Genomic DNA, 15,768 nt, shown 5'->3' on the forward strand with positions numbered 1-15,768 from the left:
TCAGGGGCAGTGCCTTTGCTGTAATGACATTAGCGTTACATATGTTGTATAATTATTATCCATATAAAGCTGAAGGATTTTTTTATGCCAGCCGCCAACAACATTCCAGCCAGGCGCGAATCTTTAAATCTGCGCATAAAACCCGCAGAACGCGATCTTATCGACCGGGCCGCTAAAGCCCGAGGAAAAAATCGCACCGAATTTGTCCTTGAGGCCGCCAGAGCCGCAGCTGAAGAGGCGCTCATTGAGCAGCGAATTTTCAGGATGGATTCTGATGATTATCAGCTATTTTTGAATCGGCTGGATCAGCCACCCGCGCCCAATTCTGCATTACGCAAAACCATGCAAACACCCGCGCCGTGGGAACAGAAAAAATGATTCAGGCCCCCGAACCACTCCAGGCAAAGCATCAATTCACCTCTTTTTGCTCGGGGGTAGAAACGATGGATAACTGGCTAAAGCAGAGGGCCCTAAAAAATCAGCTTGCAGGTGCATCACGTACATTTGTTGGCTGTGATACTCATAGCAACGTTTTGGCTTATTATTCGCTTGCCTCAAGCGCCGTCGAAATGCATGTCGCAACAGGACGATTTCGCCGTAATATGCCAGAACCGATCCCTGTTGTAGTACTTGGTCGTTTGGCAATAGATAAATCATTACAGGGTCAGGGTATCGGTCGCGCGATGGTCAGAGATGCCGGTCTACGAGTACTACAGGCAGCTGAAGTCATTGGTATTCGCGGAATGTTGGTCCATGCGTTATCAGACCAGGCCCGCGAGTTTTATCTGCGAGTGGGTTTTGAGCCGTCCCCCGTCCGATTCTATGATACTGATGGCAACATTGGCTGATTTGCAGGCATGTCTGTAATAGTTCTTTATGCCTCATAGCAAAAAAATGCCCGCCCCGGCGATCCCAGAGCAGGCAGACAAAACATACCCAGTTTCAAGATATGCTTAAAAACGAGCTTATTTGTTGAGCTGGAAAAGCGACAATCCTTGCATATCTGTAAACGCTTTGTACGACGCCTGCAACGCCGTTTGCTGCATGATGTAAGATGAAATAGTCGCATTCCAGTCCACATCAACCAGATCGCTCATCTGCTGCGTTTGCCCTAAAGCGCGATCGCTACCTAATGAATCCAGAGACTCAAGTTCATTCAGTTGCGTGCCGAGTTCCGCGCGTACGGTCAGGACATTATTCAGTGAGTTTTTCAAGCCACGGTTGGTTTTATCCAATGCCGCAGCGGCGGTTTCTTTATCCGCTTCGCTATCCGCGACTGGCGTTTTTAGCGCCGCGATGGCGCTATCCAGCATAGCAAACAGGTTAGTTTCAGAATCGCTACCGTCAGGTTCCGCTACCGCGTTGCTGGTGATGCTGTTGAAAATTTTGTCACCAGTATGCCCTATCACCATTGAGCGAGAGGCATCGACCTGCTGCTTAATACTTTCTGTTCCGCCGACATAATCACCGTCAGCCTCACTAAACGGCGCGGATTCTGTTTTATAACCGGCAAAAATGTAGCGCCCGTTCCCATCCGTGGTATTCGCCAGGTTTAACAACTGGTCGCGGATCCCCTGAATATCCGTTGCCAACGATGCCCGGTCATCATCACTTAACGTGCCGTTGCTGGCATAAACAATTTTTTCCTGGGCATTCTGGATTGCCGTCGTCACCTGGCCAAGTACGCTTTCTTCCAGCGACACCTTTTGGGTTGCAAAAGTCCGCGCCAGTGTGTACTGGCTGTTTTGCGCCTGCGCCTGGGAGAGAACTACGGCTTGTGATGCTGCAATGGGATCGTCAGAAGGGTTAACGACTCGCTTACCCGTCGACATCTGTTCGCCGTACTTCATCCATTCCGCCTGAGAATTGGTGATACCACGCATATTTTGCTGGTACATCATCTGGGTACTGAAACGCATCTTATCTCCCCTTAGCGAATGTTAATCAGCGCATCAAAAATGGCATTCGCCGTCTGCAGAACCTGGGCATTGGCCAGGTAATACTGCTGAAAACGTTGCAGATTGCCGTACTCTTCGTCGAGATTGACGCCAGAGATAGACTGCTGCTGATTAGAAAGTTGCGTCACCACATTACTTTGGGTAGTGCTGCTGGTTTTCAACGTGGCGGTTTTATTCCCGATATCGCTAACCAACGAGGCATAAGCATCGTTAAAGGATTTCCCCCCGCCGACCGTTTTGCCATTAGTTTGCAAATCCAGCAGCGCCTGACCATTGCGGTTGTCGCTTTCACCGGCAGTTTCGTCGCTGGCCATGGCGATTTTCGCTTCGTCAGTGATTAGTACATCCATATTGACGATGGCATCGCTTACCGGTTTCAACGTGAAGCTGTCGTTTGGTTTTGGCGTTCCGGTGAAGGTCAGTTCCAGACCATCAAATGAGACTTTACCGTCGGCATCCGGCACCACCGTAAAAGTGGTATTGCTGGCCAGACGGGTGACCTGCCACTGATTATCTTTGAACGAGATTTTGTAATCTGTCGCCAGCACAGCGGAACTATCGGTTACCGTAGCACCGATCGCGGAGCTTCCTTTGTTTTTGCTATTTTCCAGAACAGCAGGCTTACCAATAGCAAAGAAATCCTCCCCTTCTTTACCATTGGCATCATATCCCTTGTTATGTTGGGCATTGAAAGCCTCAACAAATGCCAGCGCCAGTTGCCCGAGCGTATTACGCGTCTGGTCCAGGTCCTGAGAACGAAATGTCAGAATACCGCCCAGTGACCCCGTATTCAGCAATTTCTCTGGGATCTCGATATTTTCCGCCGTCCCATCAACATAAGCGACTGTCGTACGAGAAGGATCGGCACTGGATGGGACTGCTGCAAGCTGACGTGCCGAACTGCCCTGAACCAGCGAATACCCATTGGCCATGGTGATATTGTAAGTACCGCCATCCTGAACGCTGACCTCAACACCAACGATCTGGTTTAATTCACTCACCAGTTGATCGCGTTGATCAAGGAGATCGTTGGGTGAAGCCCCTGCTCCCACACCTGTTAAACGGGAGATCTGATCGTTCAGACTGGCGATTTGTTTGGCATAATTATTGATCTGGTCGACGCTGGCACCTATCGCGATATTGACCTGTTTGTCCTGGTCGCGCAGATACTGGTCGGTGGTTTTAAACTGATTTACCAGACCTTCTGCCTTGCCAATCAACGCCTGCCGCGCAGCCGGATCTTCTGCGTTACTGACCAGCGTTTGCAAACTGGTAAAAAAGTCCTGCATTTGCGTTGCCAGCGACGTGGTGCTGCCAGAGAGCATATTGTCGATTTTCGACATCTGCTCATAACGGGAAGTCAGGCCGCTACTCTGGGTCTGGGCCGCACGTAACTGATTGGTAATAAACGCATCGTATTCACGTTGGACGCCAGAAACATAGACGCCATTGCCTCCCCAACCGCCCGCACCTAACGTACTGTTAGCCTGCGCCATAATGGTGGTTTGTCGGGTATATCCGGCAACGTTATAGCTGGAAATATTATTACTCGCCGTATTTAACGCCGCCTGGGCAGCGTTAAGTCCGCTCATGGCGTTATTAATCAAGCTGGACATGGAGGTTCCTTGTAAGCCTTCAATTACAGAGCATTATCGGCAGACACCCGCCGGACTTGAATTATTCAGAACAGATTATCGATACTCATACTGTAGGTTTTGCTCACCTTGTCGCTTACCGATTTCAATTGCTGAATCATATTGGTGAGTTTGCGGGCATACTCAGGATCGGTAGCATAGCCCGCGTCCTGTAATGCCTGCGCCCCCAACTCGGCGCTGGCAGCGCGAGTCACGGCGGCATAGCGTGGATTACGGGTTAACAGCCCAACGTAATCTGACAATGCTTCGAAATAAGAACTGTAAACACGAAACTTCGCCTTAACTTTCTTCGCTTCGCCGTTTTCATATTCGGTAGTAGTGATTTCAGTAACTGGCCCCTTCCAGTTACCTGACGCTTTTACGCCAAACACGTTGTAGCTCGGCTCGCCATTTTCGCGACGAATTTGTCGTTGTCCCCAGCCTGATTCCAGTGCAGCCTGGGCGAGAATCAGGTGATGTGGCACACCGCTTTGCTGACTTGCCAATTGAGCTGGCTGCGAGAGCTGTGCAAGGAACGCTTTGCTGTCACCAGGCAACAAAGCATCGAAATTGTGCGGTAAAGCTTTTTGCACCATCTGCGTGAGCGCTTTATTTTGAAAACTCATCACTGTTTCAAGTGGGAATTTCATCGGTCCGGCAGGCATTTCTTCTGCTGATAATGGCTGCTCTGGCGTCATCTGTTTTACCATCATCTCCGCAAGTCCCAGACCTTTGCCTGCTGTCATCTGTTGGGCTATCTGCTGGTCATACATGCTGGTGTAGAGCCGGGTATTCTCGCTGCTGAACAGGCCATCTTTCGGTAAGGCTTCACGCATACTTTTTAGCATCATCTGCACAAACATCCCTTCCACCTGGCGAGCTACCGGGCGAATATTTGCTGCTGGATCTTCGCCCGCTTTCGCTTTCAGATCGTTAAGTGATTGTGCATCCCAGGCGGCGCTCGCCAGCAGTTTGCTGTCGCTAATCATCAGATGATTTCCAGTTTTGCCCGCAGACATCCCGCGCTTTGCATAGATTGCAGTATGGACATTAAATCCATCGGGGTGGCTCCCAAGGCGTTGAGCGCGCGCACCACGTTATTGAGGCTGGCGCTGGAACGCACGCTTTGCAGCGAACCGCCGCTCTGGCGTAAGTCGATCTGTGTTTGTGGCGTTACCACGGTCTGCCCGCCACCAAACGGCGTATCTGGTTGGCTGACATTGGCCTGACGATTTACCGTAACCGAGAGATTGCCCTGCGCCACCGCGCAGCTGTCGAGGGTCACTTCACGATTCATCACCACCGAACCGGTGCGCGAGTTAATCACTACTTTGGCGTCCTGCGGGGTGACATTGACCTGCATATTCTGGATATCGGCAAGGAAACGCACCTGGGAACTATTACCGTTCGGCACGCGAACCTGAATAGTTCGGGCATCTAACGCCGTGGCACTGCCGAATCCTCGGGTGCGGTTGATGGTATCGGCGATCTGCTGCGCCATCGCGAAGTCTTCGTCATTTAGCTGCAAATTGAGGGTATTGCCAGCGCCGAATTGGCTGGGCAATTCGCGCTCAATAATCGCACCGTTGGTGATCCGCCCGCCATTCAGTTGGTTAACCTGAACACTGCTGCCACCCGCCGATGCCCCCGCGCCACCGACCAGAATATTGCCCTGCGCCAGCGCATAAACCTGGCTGTCGACGCCCTTAAGCGGTGTCATCAACAACGTACCGCCACGCAAGCTTTTGGCATTACCCATGGAAGAAACCACCACATCGATGGTTTGCCCCTGGCGTCCAAACGGCGGAAGTGACGCCGTCACCATTACCGCAGCGACGTTTTTTTAGCTGCATATTGGTGCCAGTCGGAACGGTAATTCCCAACTGTGAGAGCATGTTATTAAGTGTTTGAGTGGTAAACGGCGTCTGGGTCGTCTGATCGCCCGTACCGTCAAGGCCAACAACAAGACCATAACCAATCAGCGAGTTTTGTCGTACGCCCTGTACGCTGGTGAGATCGCGGATGCGGTCAGCCTGTGCAACGGTCGCTACCAGCAGAAGAATGAATACAGAGAGAAATTTAATCACCACAGCCTCACTTACATTGGCGACAGGTTAAGGAAGAAACGCTGTAACCAGCCCATGTTTTGTGCTTCGTTAATGTAGCCATTGCCAACGTACTCAATGCGCGCGTCTGCCACCTGGGTTGACGGTACAGTGTTGCTGCCACTGATGGTGCGTGGATTGACCACGCCGGAGAAACGAATAAATTCCGTACCCTGATTAATGGCTATCTGTTTTTCGCCCACCACATGCAGGTTGCCGTTGACCAGCACCTGATCAACCGTCACGGTCAAGGTACCGCTAAAGGTATTGCTGGCATTTGCCCCGCCTTTACCATTGAAGCTATTACCGCCAGAGGCATCGACGTCGGCACGGGCATTACCAAACAGCCCCTGCAAATAGCGCGGCACAGTATCAAACCCGAAGTTGGTTTTTCCGTCGCGGCTGGCATTAGCAGACGAACTCTTGCTGGCGCTGACGTTTTCCTGCAACACAATAGTCAGCGTATCGCCGATATTGCGTGGTCGGCGATCTTCAAATAACGGCTGATAGCCATAATTAATCGGCTGGGCAGACTGAAAAATGGAACCATTGGCGACGGGCGTCGGGCCGGGTACAGGTTGTGCCGTGGTCACCCCCTGCACCAGCGGGGTAGACGGGATCCAGGCGCAGCCGGTCAGTGAAAGCACCAACAAGGTGGAAATGCCGTATTTTTTTCGCATGGCTATCATCTTCAAAAATCAATAAACCGGTAAGTTGCCCTACCGGTATGCTTTAGAGTTGCGTCAGTTTTTGCAGCATCTGGTCGGTGGTGGATACCGCTTTACTGTTGATTTCGTAGGCACGCTGTACCTGAATCATGTTGACCAGTTCCTCCGCCACGTTGACGTTAGACGTTTCAACATATCCTTGATACAACAGCCCCGCGCCGTTCAGACCTGGCGTGCTTTCGTTCGGTGCGCCGGAGGATTGTGTTTCGGTGTAGAGGTTTTCGCCAATGCTCTCCAGGCCAGTGTCGTTCATAAACGTGGTCAGATTGAGTTGTCCAACCTGAACCGGAGCAGCCTGGCCTTGCTGGGTAACGCTGACCACGCCATCACGACCAATGGTAATACTTAACGCATTCGCCGGAATGGTGATTGCTGGCTGCACCTGAAAACCGCCCGCCGTCACCAGTTGTCCGTTCTGATCCACCTGAAAAGAGCCGTCGCGTGTATAGGCTGATGAGCCATCCGGCAGCATGACCTGGAAAAAGCCCTGCCCTTTAATCGCCACATCTTTGCTGTTATTGGTTTGCGACAGGTTGCCCTGGCTGTGTAAGCGTTCAGTGGCGACCGGACGCACCCCCGTACCGATTTGTAACCCGGATGGCAAGGTAGTTTGTTCGGAAGACTGCGCGCCAGGCTGGCGAATAGTTTGATAAAGTAAATCTTCAAACACCGCCCGCTGGCGCTTGAAACCATTGGTACTGACGTTTGCCAGGTTGTTGGCAATGACGTCCATATTGGTTTGCTGGGCGTCAAGGCCCGTTTTGGCGATCCATAATGAACTGATCATAAAATGTCCTGTAGTGGATTGCTGACAAATCGCATATGTCTTCTTGCCGGATGCGGCGTAAACGCCTTATCCGGCCTACAAGAGCTCGCAAAATCAATAAATTGCGAATCATCCCGCAGGCCCGTCGGGCAACTTATGTTTGTCATGTATCCTTTCAATTAACTCATCGACAGCAGTTGGTTGGCGCGACCAGCGTTATCATCGACGCTGCTTATTACCTTCATCTGCATTTCAAAACGCCGCGCACTGGCAATCATGTCGCTCATTGCCGAAACGGCATTGACGTTGCTACCTTCCAGCACGCCCGACATCACCCGTAACGTCGGGTCAGCCTGTAACACCGGACCACGCGTGGCCTGACTTTCCGCACTCAAACGAAAGATCCCGTCATCACCACGCTGCACTTCACTGCCCATGGCTTTCACCAGTTTCAATCGTCCTACTGGCGCAACGGTATTTGCCGGATCGCCCGGATTGAGCGCCGAAATGGTGCCATCGGCGGCGATAGTAATTTCCGCCCCTTCCGGCACGGCAATCGGCCCCGCCTCGCCAATCACCGGATACCCCTGAATCGTCAGTTGTCCACCGGGATCAACCTGAATGCTGCCATTACGCGTATACCCCTCGCTGCCGTCAGCGGTTTGCACGGCCAGCCAGCCATCCTGCTGCAACGCAACATCCAGGGGGCGCGAGGTGTAATCCATCTTGCCGGACGTCATATCTGCACCTGGCGTAGAGGCCGTCACCAGAGTGCGTGTGGGAAGAGAAAGCCCTTCCACCGGCACCGCGCGCAAGGCGTTTAACTGCGCGCGAAAACCGGGCGTGGAGGCATTCGCCAGATTGCTGGCGGTCACCGCCTGTTGATTCAGCGTCTGGCTGGCGGCGCCCATCGCGGTATAGATTGCGTGATCCATCGAGCTATCCCGTCAGCAATTAGCGTAAGTTAACCAGCGTGTTGAGGATCTGGTCCTGAGTTTTGATGGTCTGAGCGTTAGACTGATAGTTACGCTGGGCGACAATCATATTGACCAGTTCTTTGCTGAGATCGACGTTGGACGCTTCCAGGGCGCCGTTGGTCAGTGCGCCAAAATTGCCAGTCCCGGCGGTTCCCAGCAGCGCGACACCAGAAGATTGCGTTGCAGACCAGACGTTGTCCCCCTCTGATGCCAGCCCTTCGTTGTTGGCAAAGTTGGCCAGCACAATCTGCCCCAGCAATTGGGTTTGTTCGTTCGAATAGTTCCCGACTACCGTGCCGTCATCGTTGATTTGATAACTCACCAGATCGCCCGGTTTGTAACCGTTCTGGGTGGTTGCCACAATATTGTTAGCGCCGGTGTTTTGCTGCATAGAGTTGAGGAAGCTGAGGGAGAATGTCGCAGGATCCGCGCCATTAATCGCGCCAGTGGTAATATCCTTTGTTGGATCCGACGTCAGAAGACCATTGGCATCAAATTCCAGTGTTGTCGCTATCGTTGCAATGCTGTTTGGAGCACTACTATCCTGGGTGTAGACATCCCAGGTATTATCTTGCGTCTTCACAAAGTAGACGCTCATGTCATGGGCATTACCCTGACTGTCATACACCGTTACCGAACCTTTTTTGTTATAGCTATCGGCATCACTGGCGCTGAATGGCGTAACGGTAGGAAGCGTATCACTGGAGTTAAGGTTAATCTGCATGGACGCCGTGGTCGTGGTCTTCGCCGCCATCAAGGTATTTGGAATCGAAATATTGCCCGGATTCGCCCCTTGCTGGATGGTCGGAGGCGTACCGGTTGCCGGATACCCGGTCAACTGTAAACCTTGCATATTCACAAGGTTACGGTTTTCATCCAGTTTGAATTGCCCGTTACGGCTGTAAAACACCGAACCATTGCTGTCTACCAGACGGAAAAAACCGTTCTGGCTGATAGCGACGTCCAGGCCACGGCCAGTATTTGTGGTCGTGCCATCGGTAAAATCCTGAGTGATGCCAGCAACTTTTACCCCCAGTCCCACTTTCGAACCAGCAAACATATCAGCAAAAGAAGCCGTGCCGGATTTAAAGCCATAGGTGGCGGAGTTGGCGATATTGTTGCCAATGACATCGAGATTGGTGGCGGCAGCATTTAATCCGCTAACCGCTTGAGAAAAGGCCATGACTGACTCCTGAAATGTGAAGGCTTAAATTATCTGCCGTACTTCGTCGAGGGTGGTGGTGCCGTAAGTGCCGAGATCCAGCGTGTTACCGTTATTGCCGCGAATCACGCCCTGTACCAGCGCAAACTGCAATGGCTGGGCAACCAACTGCGTACCGCCGTTGCTGGCACTAATTGCCACGTTATAAGAACCGTTCGGCGCGGTCGTACCATCGGTCAACGTGCCGTCCCAGGTGAAACTGTGGACTCCGGCGCTGAGCTCACCAATATCAATGGTGCGCACAACTGCGCCATTTTTATCGGTTATGGTCGCGGTCACTTTGTCTGCGGCCTGTTGCAGCTCAACACCAAACGGCGTGGTGGTGGTCACCGCCCCTTCTTCACTGCCAGTACCGGCAAGAATGGTGGTGCCGGGGATCATCACGCCGTGACCAATCAGGTTGCTGGCCTGTAGCGACTGGCTGTTATCAATCTGCCCGGAAATCGAACCGAGTGTGGTGTTGAGCTTTTCAATCCCGCTGACCGTGCTGATTTGCGCCAGTTGTGACGTCAGCTCGTTGTTTTCCATTGGATTGGTCGGATCCTGGTTTTTCAGTTGCGCCACCAGCAAAGTCAGAAAGCTGCTCTGTAAATCGGCGGCGTTACTGCCCGTAATCGAACTACTGCTGGTAGTGCTGACGCCGGTATTTGTCGGATCGGTGGTGGTTACCGCAATGGACATGACTTTCTCCTTTATTGACCGAGCGTGAGGGTTTTCAGCATCATGCTTTTCACCGTATTGAGTACTTCAACGTTGGCCTGATAGCTGCGCGACGCCGACATGGTGTTAACCATCTCGCCTACCACATCAACGTTTGGCATTTTCACGTAGCCCTTCGCGTCCGCCAGCGGATTACCCGGTTCATAGACCAGTTTGTCCGGGGCCTGGCTTTCAATCACGTCAGCCACTTTGACTCCGCCCGTCGCAGCCCCTGGCGCGGCGTTCACCTGGAACACCACCTGTTTTGCCCGGTACGGCTGACCATCTGGCCCCGTCACGCTGTCGGCGTTGGCCAGGTTGCTGGCAGCCACGTTCAGACGCTGAGACTGAGCGGTTAACGCCGATCCGGCGATATCAAAAATATTCAGCAGTGCCATCCGTTAATTTCCGCTTTGTAATACGTTCATCATGCCTTTGATTTGCCCGCTCAACGCGCTAAGGCTCATCTGGTATTGCAGGCTGTTATCGGCAAACTGGGTGCGTTCGCGATCCATATCCACGGTATTGCCGTCCAGTGAAGGCTGGTCCGGAATACGGTATTGCAATTCTGTGGCAGGAGGTGACAACGCCTGTGCTGGAATATGCTGCGACGAGGTCAACGTCAGCGCGACCACGCTGGTTTCATCTCTCCCGCGCTGCATCACTTTTTTAAGTTCACTGGCAAAATCCATATCGCGCGCCTGATAACCAGGGGTATCGGCATTGGCGATATTTGCCGCCAGCACTTCCTGACGCTGGGCGCGCAGATTGAGTGCCTCTTGTTGAAAACGTAAGGCGGCGTCGAGCTTATCGAGCATATCTCCTCCGCAGATATCAAAATTCTGCCGTCAGCTTAAAGGCTTTACGCGCGCGTTATCGGCGGAATAAAAGCAAAATGGGTTGCTATTTATGCCGTTGATGGTCATTGCGTACGGGTACAATTCAGGCTGTGAAAATGGCCGGGGGCAAAAATGCTGACAATAATGCGCTGTGTGGCGATCATCTCGATGTTGTTCAGTCCACTTAGTGCGGCTGGCGATTTTCCCTCACAATTGCAAACCTTTTTCGTTGCACAACTGGCAGGGCTAAGTGATGAGGTCAACGTCTCTATTCGTACTGCTCCCAATTTATTGCCGCCATGCGAACAGCCGCTGCTTTCCATGACTAATAACGCCCGCCTGTGGGGCAATGTGAATGTGCTGGCACGTTGTGGCAACGATAAGCATTACGTGCAAGTGAATGTACAGGCGACAGGGAATTATGTTGTTGCAGCAATGCCTGTTGTGCGTGGGGGAAAGCTTGACGCTGGCAGTGTAAAACTTAAACGTGGCAGACTGGATACACTACCGCCGCGTACCGTTCTGGATGTTAATCAACTGGTTGATGCGGTTAGCCTGCGCGATTTGGTCCCCGAACAACCTATACAGCTGACTATGCTGCGTCAGGCCTGGCAGGTAAAAGCAGGACAACGCGTTAACGTGATTGCCAGTGGCGATGGGTTCAGTGCAAATGCTGAAGGTCTGGCGCTGAATAACGCTTCTGTCGCGCAAAAAGCCCGCGTGAGAATGATATCGGGTCAGGTAGTCAGTGGCGTAGTGGATGCCGATGGGAATATTCTTATAAACCTGTAAGCTATTAAAGATTGCCCGTCCATTGCCGATAAATAAGCAACAAATGATAAAGCGCCCTCAATGAGGAATAAACCATGAGTATTGACCGCACTTCCCCCCTGAAGCCTGTAAGCACCGTTCAGCCACGTGAAACCAGTGACGCTCCGGTAGCCAATACCCGCGCAGCAAAAACGACGCTACCGCCAGTACTAACGTCAAGTTAAGCGATGCGCAGGCCACACTGATGCAACCGGGCAGCAGTGATATCAATCTTGAACGCGTTGAAGCATTAAAATTGGCGATTCGTAATGGTGAACTAAAAATGGATGTCGGCAAAATTGCCGATGCGCTGATCAACGAAGTGCAACAAGATTTAATGAGTAAATAATCAGATGCCGCGTCTTGCTGAGATTCTCAACCAGATGTCTGTGGTGCTTAACGAGCTTAATATAGTGATGGTCCAGGAGCAGCAACATCTCTCTATGGGGCTGTTCACCGGTAGCCAGTTGCAACATATTACAGAACAAAAAAGCTCAATGCTGGCGACTCTGGATTACCTGGAACAGCTGCGTCGACAGGCACCGGATACAGAAATAAGTGAAGATATTGCGCAATGCTGGCAGGAAATCACCGAGAAAACGCAGCAATTGCGCCAGTTAAATCAGCATAACGGCTGGCTACTGGAAGGGCAGATTGAGCGCAATCAACAGGCACTGGAAATGCTGAAACCGCATCAGGAGCCGACACTGTACGGGGCGAACGGTCAGACCTCAACACCCTGGCGCGGTGGTAAAAAGATTTCTATTTGAAGATTTTCTCCGGCCTGCGATGCAGGCCGGAATTCTACGTTAAGCAGTGCGACGAGCAAATTCTTTTACTTTGAAGCCCAACACGGCCAGTGCGGCAAAGTACGCTGCAATTCCCGCAACAACGACCGCCATCAAACGCAGTAAACGCCAGGGCATAGTGCCTAACGACCAGTCCGGCATAATATGCAACATGCCTAAAAGCACACCAGACATCACCAGAACCGCCACGAGTAAACGCAGCAGAAACGCAGTCCAGCCGGGTTGTGGAGTAAAGATTTTCTGCTTACGCAACTGCCAGTAAAGCAGCGAAGCATTCAGACACGCCGCCAGACCAATGGAAAGCGACAGTCCGGCATGTTTCAACGGGCCGATAAATGCAAGGTTCATCAATTGCGTCAAAATCAGCGTGACGATGGCAATTTTCACCGGCGTTTTAATATCCTGCCGTGAATAAAAGCCCGGAGCCAGCACTTTCACCACAATCAGGCCAATCAAACCTACCGAGTAGGCAATTAACGCCCGCTGGGTCATCAACGCATCAAAGGCGGTAAATTTACCGTACTGGAACAGCGAAACAGTTAACGGACCGGAGAGGATGCCCAGCGCCACCGCACTTGGCAGCGCCAGCAGGAAACAAAGACGCAGCCCCCAGTCCATCAGACGGTTGTATTCATCGTGATTACCGCTGGCAAAACTTTTCGACAGCGACGGCAGCAAAATGGTCCCCAGCGCCACGCCCAGTACACCAGACGGAAACTCCATCAAACGGTCGGCGTAATACATCCATGACACCGAGCCGGAGGCAAGAAATGAGGCAAAAATAGTGTTGATGATTAAGGAAATCTGGCTAACAGAGACGCCAAGAATCGCCGGCCCCATCTGTTTCACTACGCGCATCGCCCCGGCATCGTGGAAGTTAATGCGCGGCAATACCAACATGCCAATCTTCTTCAGATGCGGTAGCTGATAAACCAGTTGCAGGATGCCGCCCACCGTAACTGCCCACGCCAGCGCCAGCACGGGTGGATTAAAGTACGGCGCAGCAAACAGCGCAAAGCCAATCATGCTGATGTTGAGTAACGTTGGGGCAAATGCCGGAATCGAGAAACGGTTCCAGGTATTCAGAATTGCCCCCACCAGCGATGCCAGTGAAATCAATAAGATATAAGGAAAGGTAATCTGTAATAACTGGCTGGTAAGTGCGAATTTGTCGGCAGTATCCGCAAAGCCCGGCGCAGTTACCATGATCACCCACGGTGCGGCGAGCATACCGGCGACCGTCACAACCGCCAGCGCCAGTGTCAGCAGGCCAGAGACATAGGAGACAAAGACCCGCGTAGCATCTTCACCCTGCTTGCTTTTATATTCCGCCAGAATCGGCACGAAAGCCTGGGAGAATGCGCCTTCTGCAAAGATACGGCGTAACAAGTTAGGAAGTTTGAACGCGACAAAAAAGGCGTCGGTTGCCATCCCTGCGCCAAATATTCTGGCGACAATAGCGTCGCGTGCGAAGCCAAGCACACGCGAAAACATGGTCATCGAGCTGACGGCGGCCAGCGATTTTAATAAATTCATCGGTGTTCTAATCCAGACCCACGGGCAAAACGCCTGCAAGGCAGGCGCTGAAAGAGGCGAATAGTCTACCTGGATTATGGTGAATTGCTACCGCCAGATGTTACAGGGTTTATTCACTCATCGCATCGCGCCAGATCTTATCAACGATGCGCTGCGCCAGCACCGCCTGTTCACCCGCGGTTTGCGGAACTGTCTGATTTTGCACGCATTCAATGAAATGGCGCGCACAACCGACAAATCCACGCTGCTCGAGGGTACTTTGCCAGCCAGGAATCGGTTTATGCACCACGCCCTGACCACGCTCCTCACGCCATTCACGCATATCGGTGATGTCGATTAATGCCCCTTCAGTCACTGCCAGCACCGCTTCACGCTGACTTCCGGCACGACGATGCATACAGGTGGTGATTTGTAACTGACCTGCCGAAAAATGGTGCTCGGCAAACAGCATTTCGCCGGACTCATTGGTCAGCAACGTACCGCTTTCGAGAGTTGCATTGCCGCCAGACAACCACAGCGCGGTATCAACCACATGCAAATAATCATCCAGCAAGGTGAAATAAAGATCGTGTGGCCCGACGCTATTGGTACGATGTTTATCCATTCTTAGCGAGGACGCGCTGGCAAGTTGTGTTTTTAGCTCACAGTACAGCGGCGCGAAACGGCGGTTAAAGCCGACCATCAGTGTCAGTTTTTTGCGCGCTGCGAGTTCAACCAGTCGCTCGGCATCGCGCAGATTTTCCGCCAGCGGTTTATCGACACAGACATGTACACCTGCATTTAATAACGCACTGACCACCTCAAAATGACTGGCGGTGCTGGAGTGGACAAATACCGCATCGCAACTGGCGGCAAGGTTAGATAACGAATCGGCGTAAGGAATGCGCCAGCTTTCACAAATTGAGATGGCTTTCTCACGCGTTGGCGACCACGCCCCTTGTAGCGTCCAGTCAGACGCCGCTGCCAGCACTGGCAGCCACGCTTTTTGCGCGATGCCGCCTAAACCCACTACGCCGATACGTAATTTTTTCACGTTAATCTCCCAGATGGGCCAGCAACGAATCAAGACGCTGTTTCAGTTCTGCCACCTCGATTTCCAGGGCTTCGACGCGGGATTGTAAATCACCGCCAACCGCGTCCGACGTTTCTGTAAGCACAGGCTGATCATCCACCTCGCCACTGAAAAGATGCATATAGCGGCTTTCGCGTTTACCCGGTTCGCGAGCCAGACGAACGACAAAAGGCCCATCTTCGCGATTAGCCAGTTGTTCCAGCGTCGTTTCTACTTCCGTCATATCGCTGAATTCATACATCCGCGCCGCGCGACTGCGCAGTTCACCTGGCGTCTGAGCACCGCGCAACAACAAGGTGGTAATTAATGCGACTTCCGCGGCGCTAAGTTTCAGGTCACCAAACTCAGAGTTGCAGAAACGCTGTTCATATTTGGTGACTCGATTACCAAAGCCACTCACCGTGCGCAGATAATGGCGTTTTACCAGATTATCCAGTTGCTCCTGTACCTCGGATTCGCTCAGATTCATTACCGGTTCACGGTTTGTTTTCTGGTTACAGGCCGTTACCACGCCATTCACGGAAAGCGGGTATTGCTCCGGCGTCGTCACCTGTTTTTCCAGCAAACAGCCCATCACACGGGCTTCCAGTGCGGTAAGTTGATACTTCATGAA

16 protein-coding genes and 3 pseudogenes are annotated in these 15,768 nt (G+C 52.3%); 5 read left to right on the top strand and 14 right to left on the bottom strand.

Annotated features, from left to right (window positions below):
• Positions 1-84: 84 nt before the first annotated feature.
• On the top strand, positions 85-378 hold the full coding sequence (locus tag CRI63_RS01010; RefSeq protein WP_130205535.1) for a DUF1778 domain-containing protein: 294 nt from the start codon (positions 85-87) through the stop codon (positions 376-378).
• A pseudogene (locus tag CRI63_RS01015) lies at positions 375-867 on the top strand (GNAT family N-acetyltransferase). The gene CRI63_RS01010 and the pseudogene CRI63_RS01015 overlap by 4 nt, the downstream one beginning before the upstream one ends.
• 98 nt (positions 868-965) lie before the next feature.
• Here the strand turns inward: CRI63_RS01015 and flgL are convergent.
• The 11 genes and pseudogenes from flgL to flgB all read right to left on the bottom strand — a co-directional run bounded on the left by flgL (position 966) and on the right by flgB (position 10,907).
• Positions 966-1,919, bottom strand: a complete 954-nt coding sequence (gene flgL / locus CRI63_RS01020) for a flagellar hook-associated protein FlgL (RefSeq protein ID WP_130215892.1) — start codon at positions 1,917-1,919, stop codon at positions 966-968.
• A gap of 11 nt (positions 1,920-1,930) precedes the next feature.
• Positions 1,931-3,574 carry a flagellar hook-associated protein FlgK gene (gene flgK / locus CRI63_RS01025; protein WP_135518207.1) on the bottom strand — a complete coding sequence of 548 codons (1,644 nt, stop codon included), beginning with the start codon at positions 3,572-3,574 and terminating at the stop codon, positions 1,931-1,933.
• Between the two features lie 65 nt (positions 3,575-3,639).
• Complete coding sequence (flgJ, locus tag CRI63_RS01030; protein WP_135518209.1) at positions 3,640-4,581, bottom strand: flagellar assembly peptidoglycan hydrolase FlgJ; 942 nt, start codon at positions 4,579-4,581, stop codon at positions 3,640-3,642.
• Positions 4,581-5,679, bottom strand: a pseudogene (gene flgI / locus CRI63_RS01035) (flagellar basal body P-ring protein FlgI). Before flgI ends, flgJ begins: the two are co-directional and overlap by 1 nt.
• Positions 5,680-5,690: 11 nt before the next feature.
• Complete coding sequence (gene flgH, locus CRI63_RS01040; RefSeq protein ID WP_130222889.1) at positions 5,691-6,386, bottom strand: flagellar basal body L-ring protein FlgH; 696 nt, start codon at positions 6,384-6,386, stop codon at positions 5,691-5,693.
• A 43-nt stretch (positions 6,387-6,429) separates the two neighbouring features.
• Positions 6,430-7,212, bottom strand: a complete 783-nt coding sequence (gene flgG / locus CRI63_RS01045) for a flagellar basal-body rod protein FlgG (RefSeq protein WP_000625837.1) — start codon at positions 7,210-7,212, stop codon at positions 6,430-6,432.
• 158 nt (positions 7,213-7,370) lie between these two features.
• Positions 7,371-8,126, bottom strand: a complete 756-nt coding sequence (gene flgF, locus CRI63_RS01050) for a flagellar basal-body rod protein FlgF (RefSeq protein ID WP_130215882.1) — start codon at positions 8,124-8,126, stop codon at positions 7,371-7,373.
• Positions 8,127-8,145: 19 nt separating this feature from the next.
• Complete coding sequence (gene flgE / locus CRI63_RS01055; RefSeq protein ID WP_130258291.1) at positions 8,146-9,351, bottom strand: flagellar hook protein FlgE; 1,206 nt, start codon at positions 9,349-9,351, stop codon at positions 8,146-8,148.
• Between the two features lie 24 nt (positions 9,352-9,375).
• Positions 9,376-10,071, bottom strand: a complete 696-nt coding sequence (gene flgD / locus CRI63_RS01060; protein ID WP_064528545.1) for a flagellar hook assembly protein FlgD — start codon at positions 10,069-10,071, stop codon at positions 9,376-9,378.
• Positions 10,072-10,082: 11 nt separating this feature from the next.
• A complete protein-coding gene (gene flgC / locus CRI63_RS01065; RefSeq protein WP_001196460.1) occupies positions 10,083-10,487 on the bottom strand; it encodes a flagellar basal body rod protein FlgC in 405 nt (134 codons plus the stop codon).
• A 3-nt stretch (positions 10,488-10,490) separates the two neighbouring features.
• Positions 10,491-10,907, bottom strand: a complete 417-nt coding sequence (gene flgB, locus CRI63_RS01070) for a flagellar basal body rod protein FlgB (RefSeq protein WP_130216143.1) — start codon at positions 10,905-10,907, stop codon at positions 10,491-10,493.
• A 153-nt stretch (positions 10,908-11,060) separates the two neighbouring features.
• On the opposite strand from flgB, the gene flgA reads away from it, so the two are divergent.
• From flgA to flgN, 3 genes and pseudogenes are all read left to right on the top strand, one after another.
• Positions 11,061-11,720 carry a flagellar basal body P-ring formation chaperone FlgA gene (gene flgA / locus CRI63_RS01075; RefSeq protein WP_135518211.1) on the top strand — a complete coding sequence of 220 codons (660 nt, stop codon included), beginning with the start codon at positions 11,061-11,063 and terminating at the stop codon, positions 11,718-11,720.
• Positions 11,721-11,794: 74 nt separating this feature from the next.
• Positions 11,795-12,087 (top strand): annotated as a pseudogene (gene flgM, locus CRI63_RS01080) (flagellar biosynthesis anti-sigma factor FlgM).
• Between the two features lie 4 nt (positions 12,088-12,091).
• Positions 12,092-12,508 carry a flagella biosynthesis chaperone FlgN gene (gene flgN, locus CRI63_RS01085; RefSeq protein ID WP_135518213.1) on the top strand — a complete coding sequence of 139 codons (417 nt, stop codon included), beginning with the start codon at positions 12,092-12,094 and terminating at the stop codon, positions 12,506-12,508.
• A 39-nt stretch (positions 12,509-12,547) separates the two neighbouring features.
• Here flgN and murJ read toward each other — a convergent pair whose 3' ends face one another.
• From murJ to CRI63_RS01100, 3 genes are all read right to left on the bottom strand, one after another.
• Positions 12,548-14,083 (bottom strand): murein biosynthesis integral membrane protein MurJ, encoded by a 1,536-nt coding sequence (gene murJ, locus CRI63_RS01090; RefSeq protein WP_130205507.1) that lies wholly within the window; start codon positions 14,081-14,083, stop codon positions 12,548-12,550.
• 109 nt (positions 14,084-14,192) lie between these two features.
• Positions 14,193-15,116: a Gfo/Idh/MocA family oxidoreductase gene (locus CRI63_RS01095; RefSeq protein ID WP_130215874.1), complete on the bottom strand. Its 924-nt coding sequence runs from the start codon at positions 15,114-15,116 to the stop codon at positions 14,193-14,195.
• 1 nt (position 15,117) lies between these two features.
• Positions 15,118-15,765: a YceH family protein gene (locus tag CRI63_RS01100; RefSeq protein WP_135518215.1), complete on the bottom strand. Its 648-nt coding sequence runs from the start codon at positions 15,763-15,765 to the stop codon at positions 15,118-15,120.
• Positions 15,766-15,768 lie beyond the last annotated feature (3 nt).

This window comes from Escherichia sp. E2661 (assembly GCF_004745185.1).
Classification (GTDB): domain Bacteria; phylum Pseudomonadota; class Gammaproteobacteria; order Enterobacterales; family Enterobacteriaceae; genus Escherichia.

Coding starts and splice junctions, on each gene's coding strand:
- flgB (WP_130216143.1), bottom strand. CDS start 10,907: ATGCTCGATAAGCTCGACGCCGCCTTACGTTTTCAACAAGAGGCACTC.
- flgC (WP_001196460.1), bottom strand. CDS start 10,487: ATGGCACTGCTGAATATTTTTGATATCGCCGGATCGGCGTTAACCGCT.
- CRI63_RS01100 (WP_135518215.1), bottom strand. CDS start 15,765: ATGAAGTATCAACTTACCGCACTGGAAGCCCGTGTGATGGGCTGTTTG.
- flgE (WP_130258291.1), bottom strand. CDS start 9,351: ATGGCCTTTTCTCAAGCGGTTAGCGGATTAAATGCTGCCGCCACCAAT.
- flgK (WP_135518207.1), bottom strand. CDS start 3,574: ATGTCCAGCTTGATTAATAACGCCATGAGCGGACTTAACGCTGCCCAG.
- flgF (WP_130215882.1), bottom strand. CDS start 8,126: ATGGATCACGCAATCTATACCGCGATGGGCGCCGCCAGCCAGACGCTG.
- flgH (WP_130222889.1), bottom strand. CDS start 6,386: ATGATAGCCATGCGAAAAAAATACGGCATTTCCACCTTGTTGGTGCTT.
- flgL (WP_130215892.1), bottom strand. CDS start 1,919: ATGCGTTTCAGTACCCAGATGATGTACCAGCAAAATATGCGTGGTATC.
- CRI63_RS01010 (WP_130205535.1), top strand. CDS start 85: ATGCCAGCCGCCAACAACATTCCAGCCAGGCGCGAATCTTTAAATCTG.
- flgJ (WP_135518209.1), bottom strand. CDS start 4,581: ATGATTAGCGACAGCAAACTGCTGGCGAGCGCCGCCTGGGATGCACAA.
- flgG (WP_000625837.1), bottom strand. CDS start 7,212: ATGATCAGTTCATTATGGATCGCCAAAACGGGCCTTGACGCCCAGCAA.
- flgN (WP_135518213.1), top strand. CDS start 12,092: ATGCCGCGTCTTGCTGAGATTCTCAACCAGATGTCTGTGGTGCTTAAC.
- flgD (WP_064528545.1), bottom strand. CDS start 10,071: ATGTCCATTGCGGTAACCACCACCGATCCGACAAATACCGGCGTCAGC.
- murJ (WP_130205507.1), bottom strand. CDS start 14,083: ATGAATTTATTAAAATCGCTGGCCGCCGTCAGCTCGATGACCATGTTT.
- flgA (WP_135518211.1), top strand. CDS start 11,061: ATGCTGACAATAATGCGCTGTGTGGCGATCATCTCGATGTTGTTCAGT.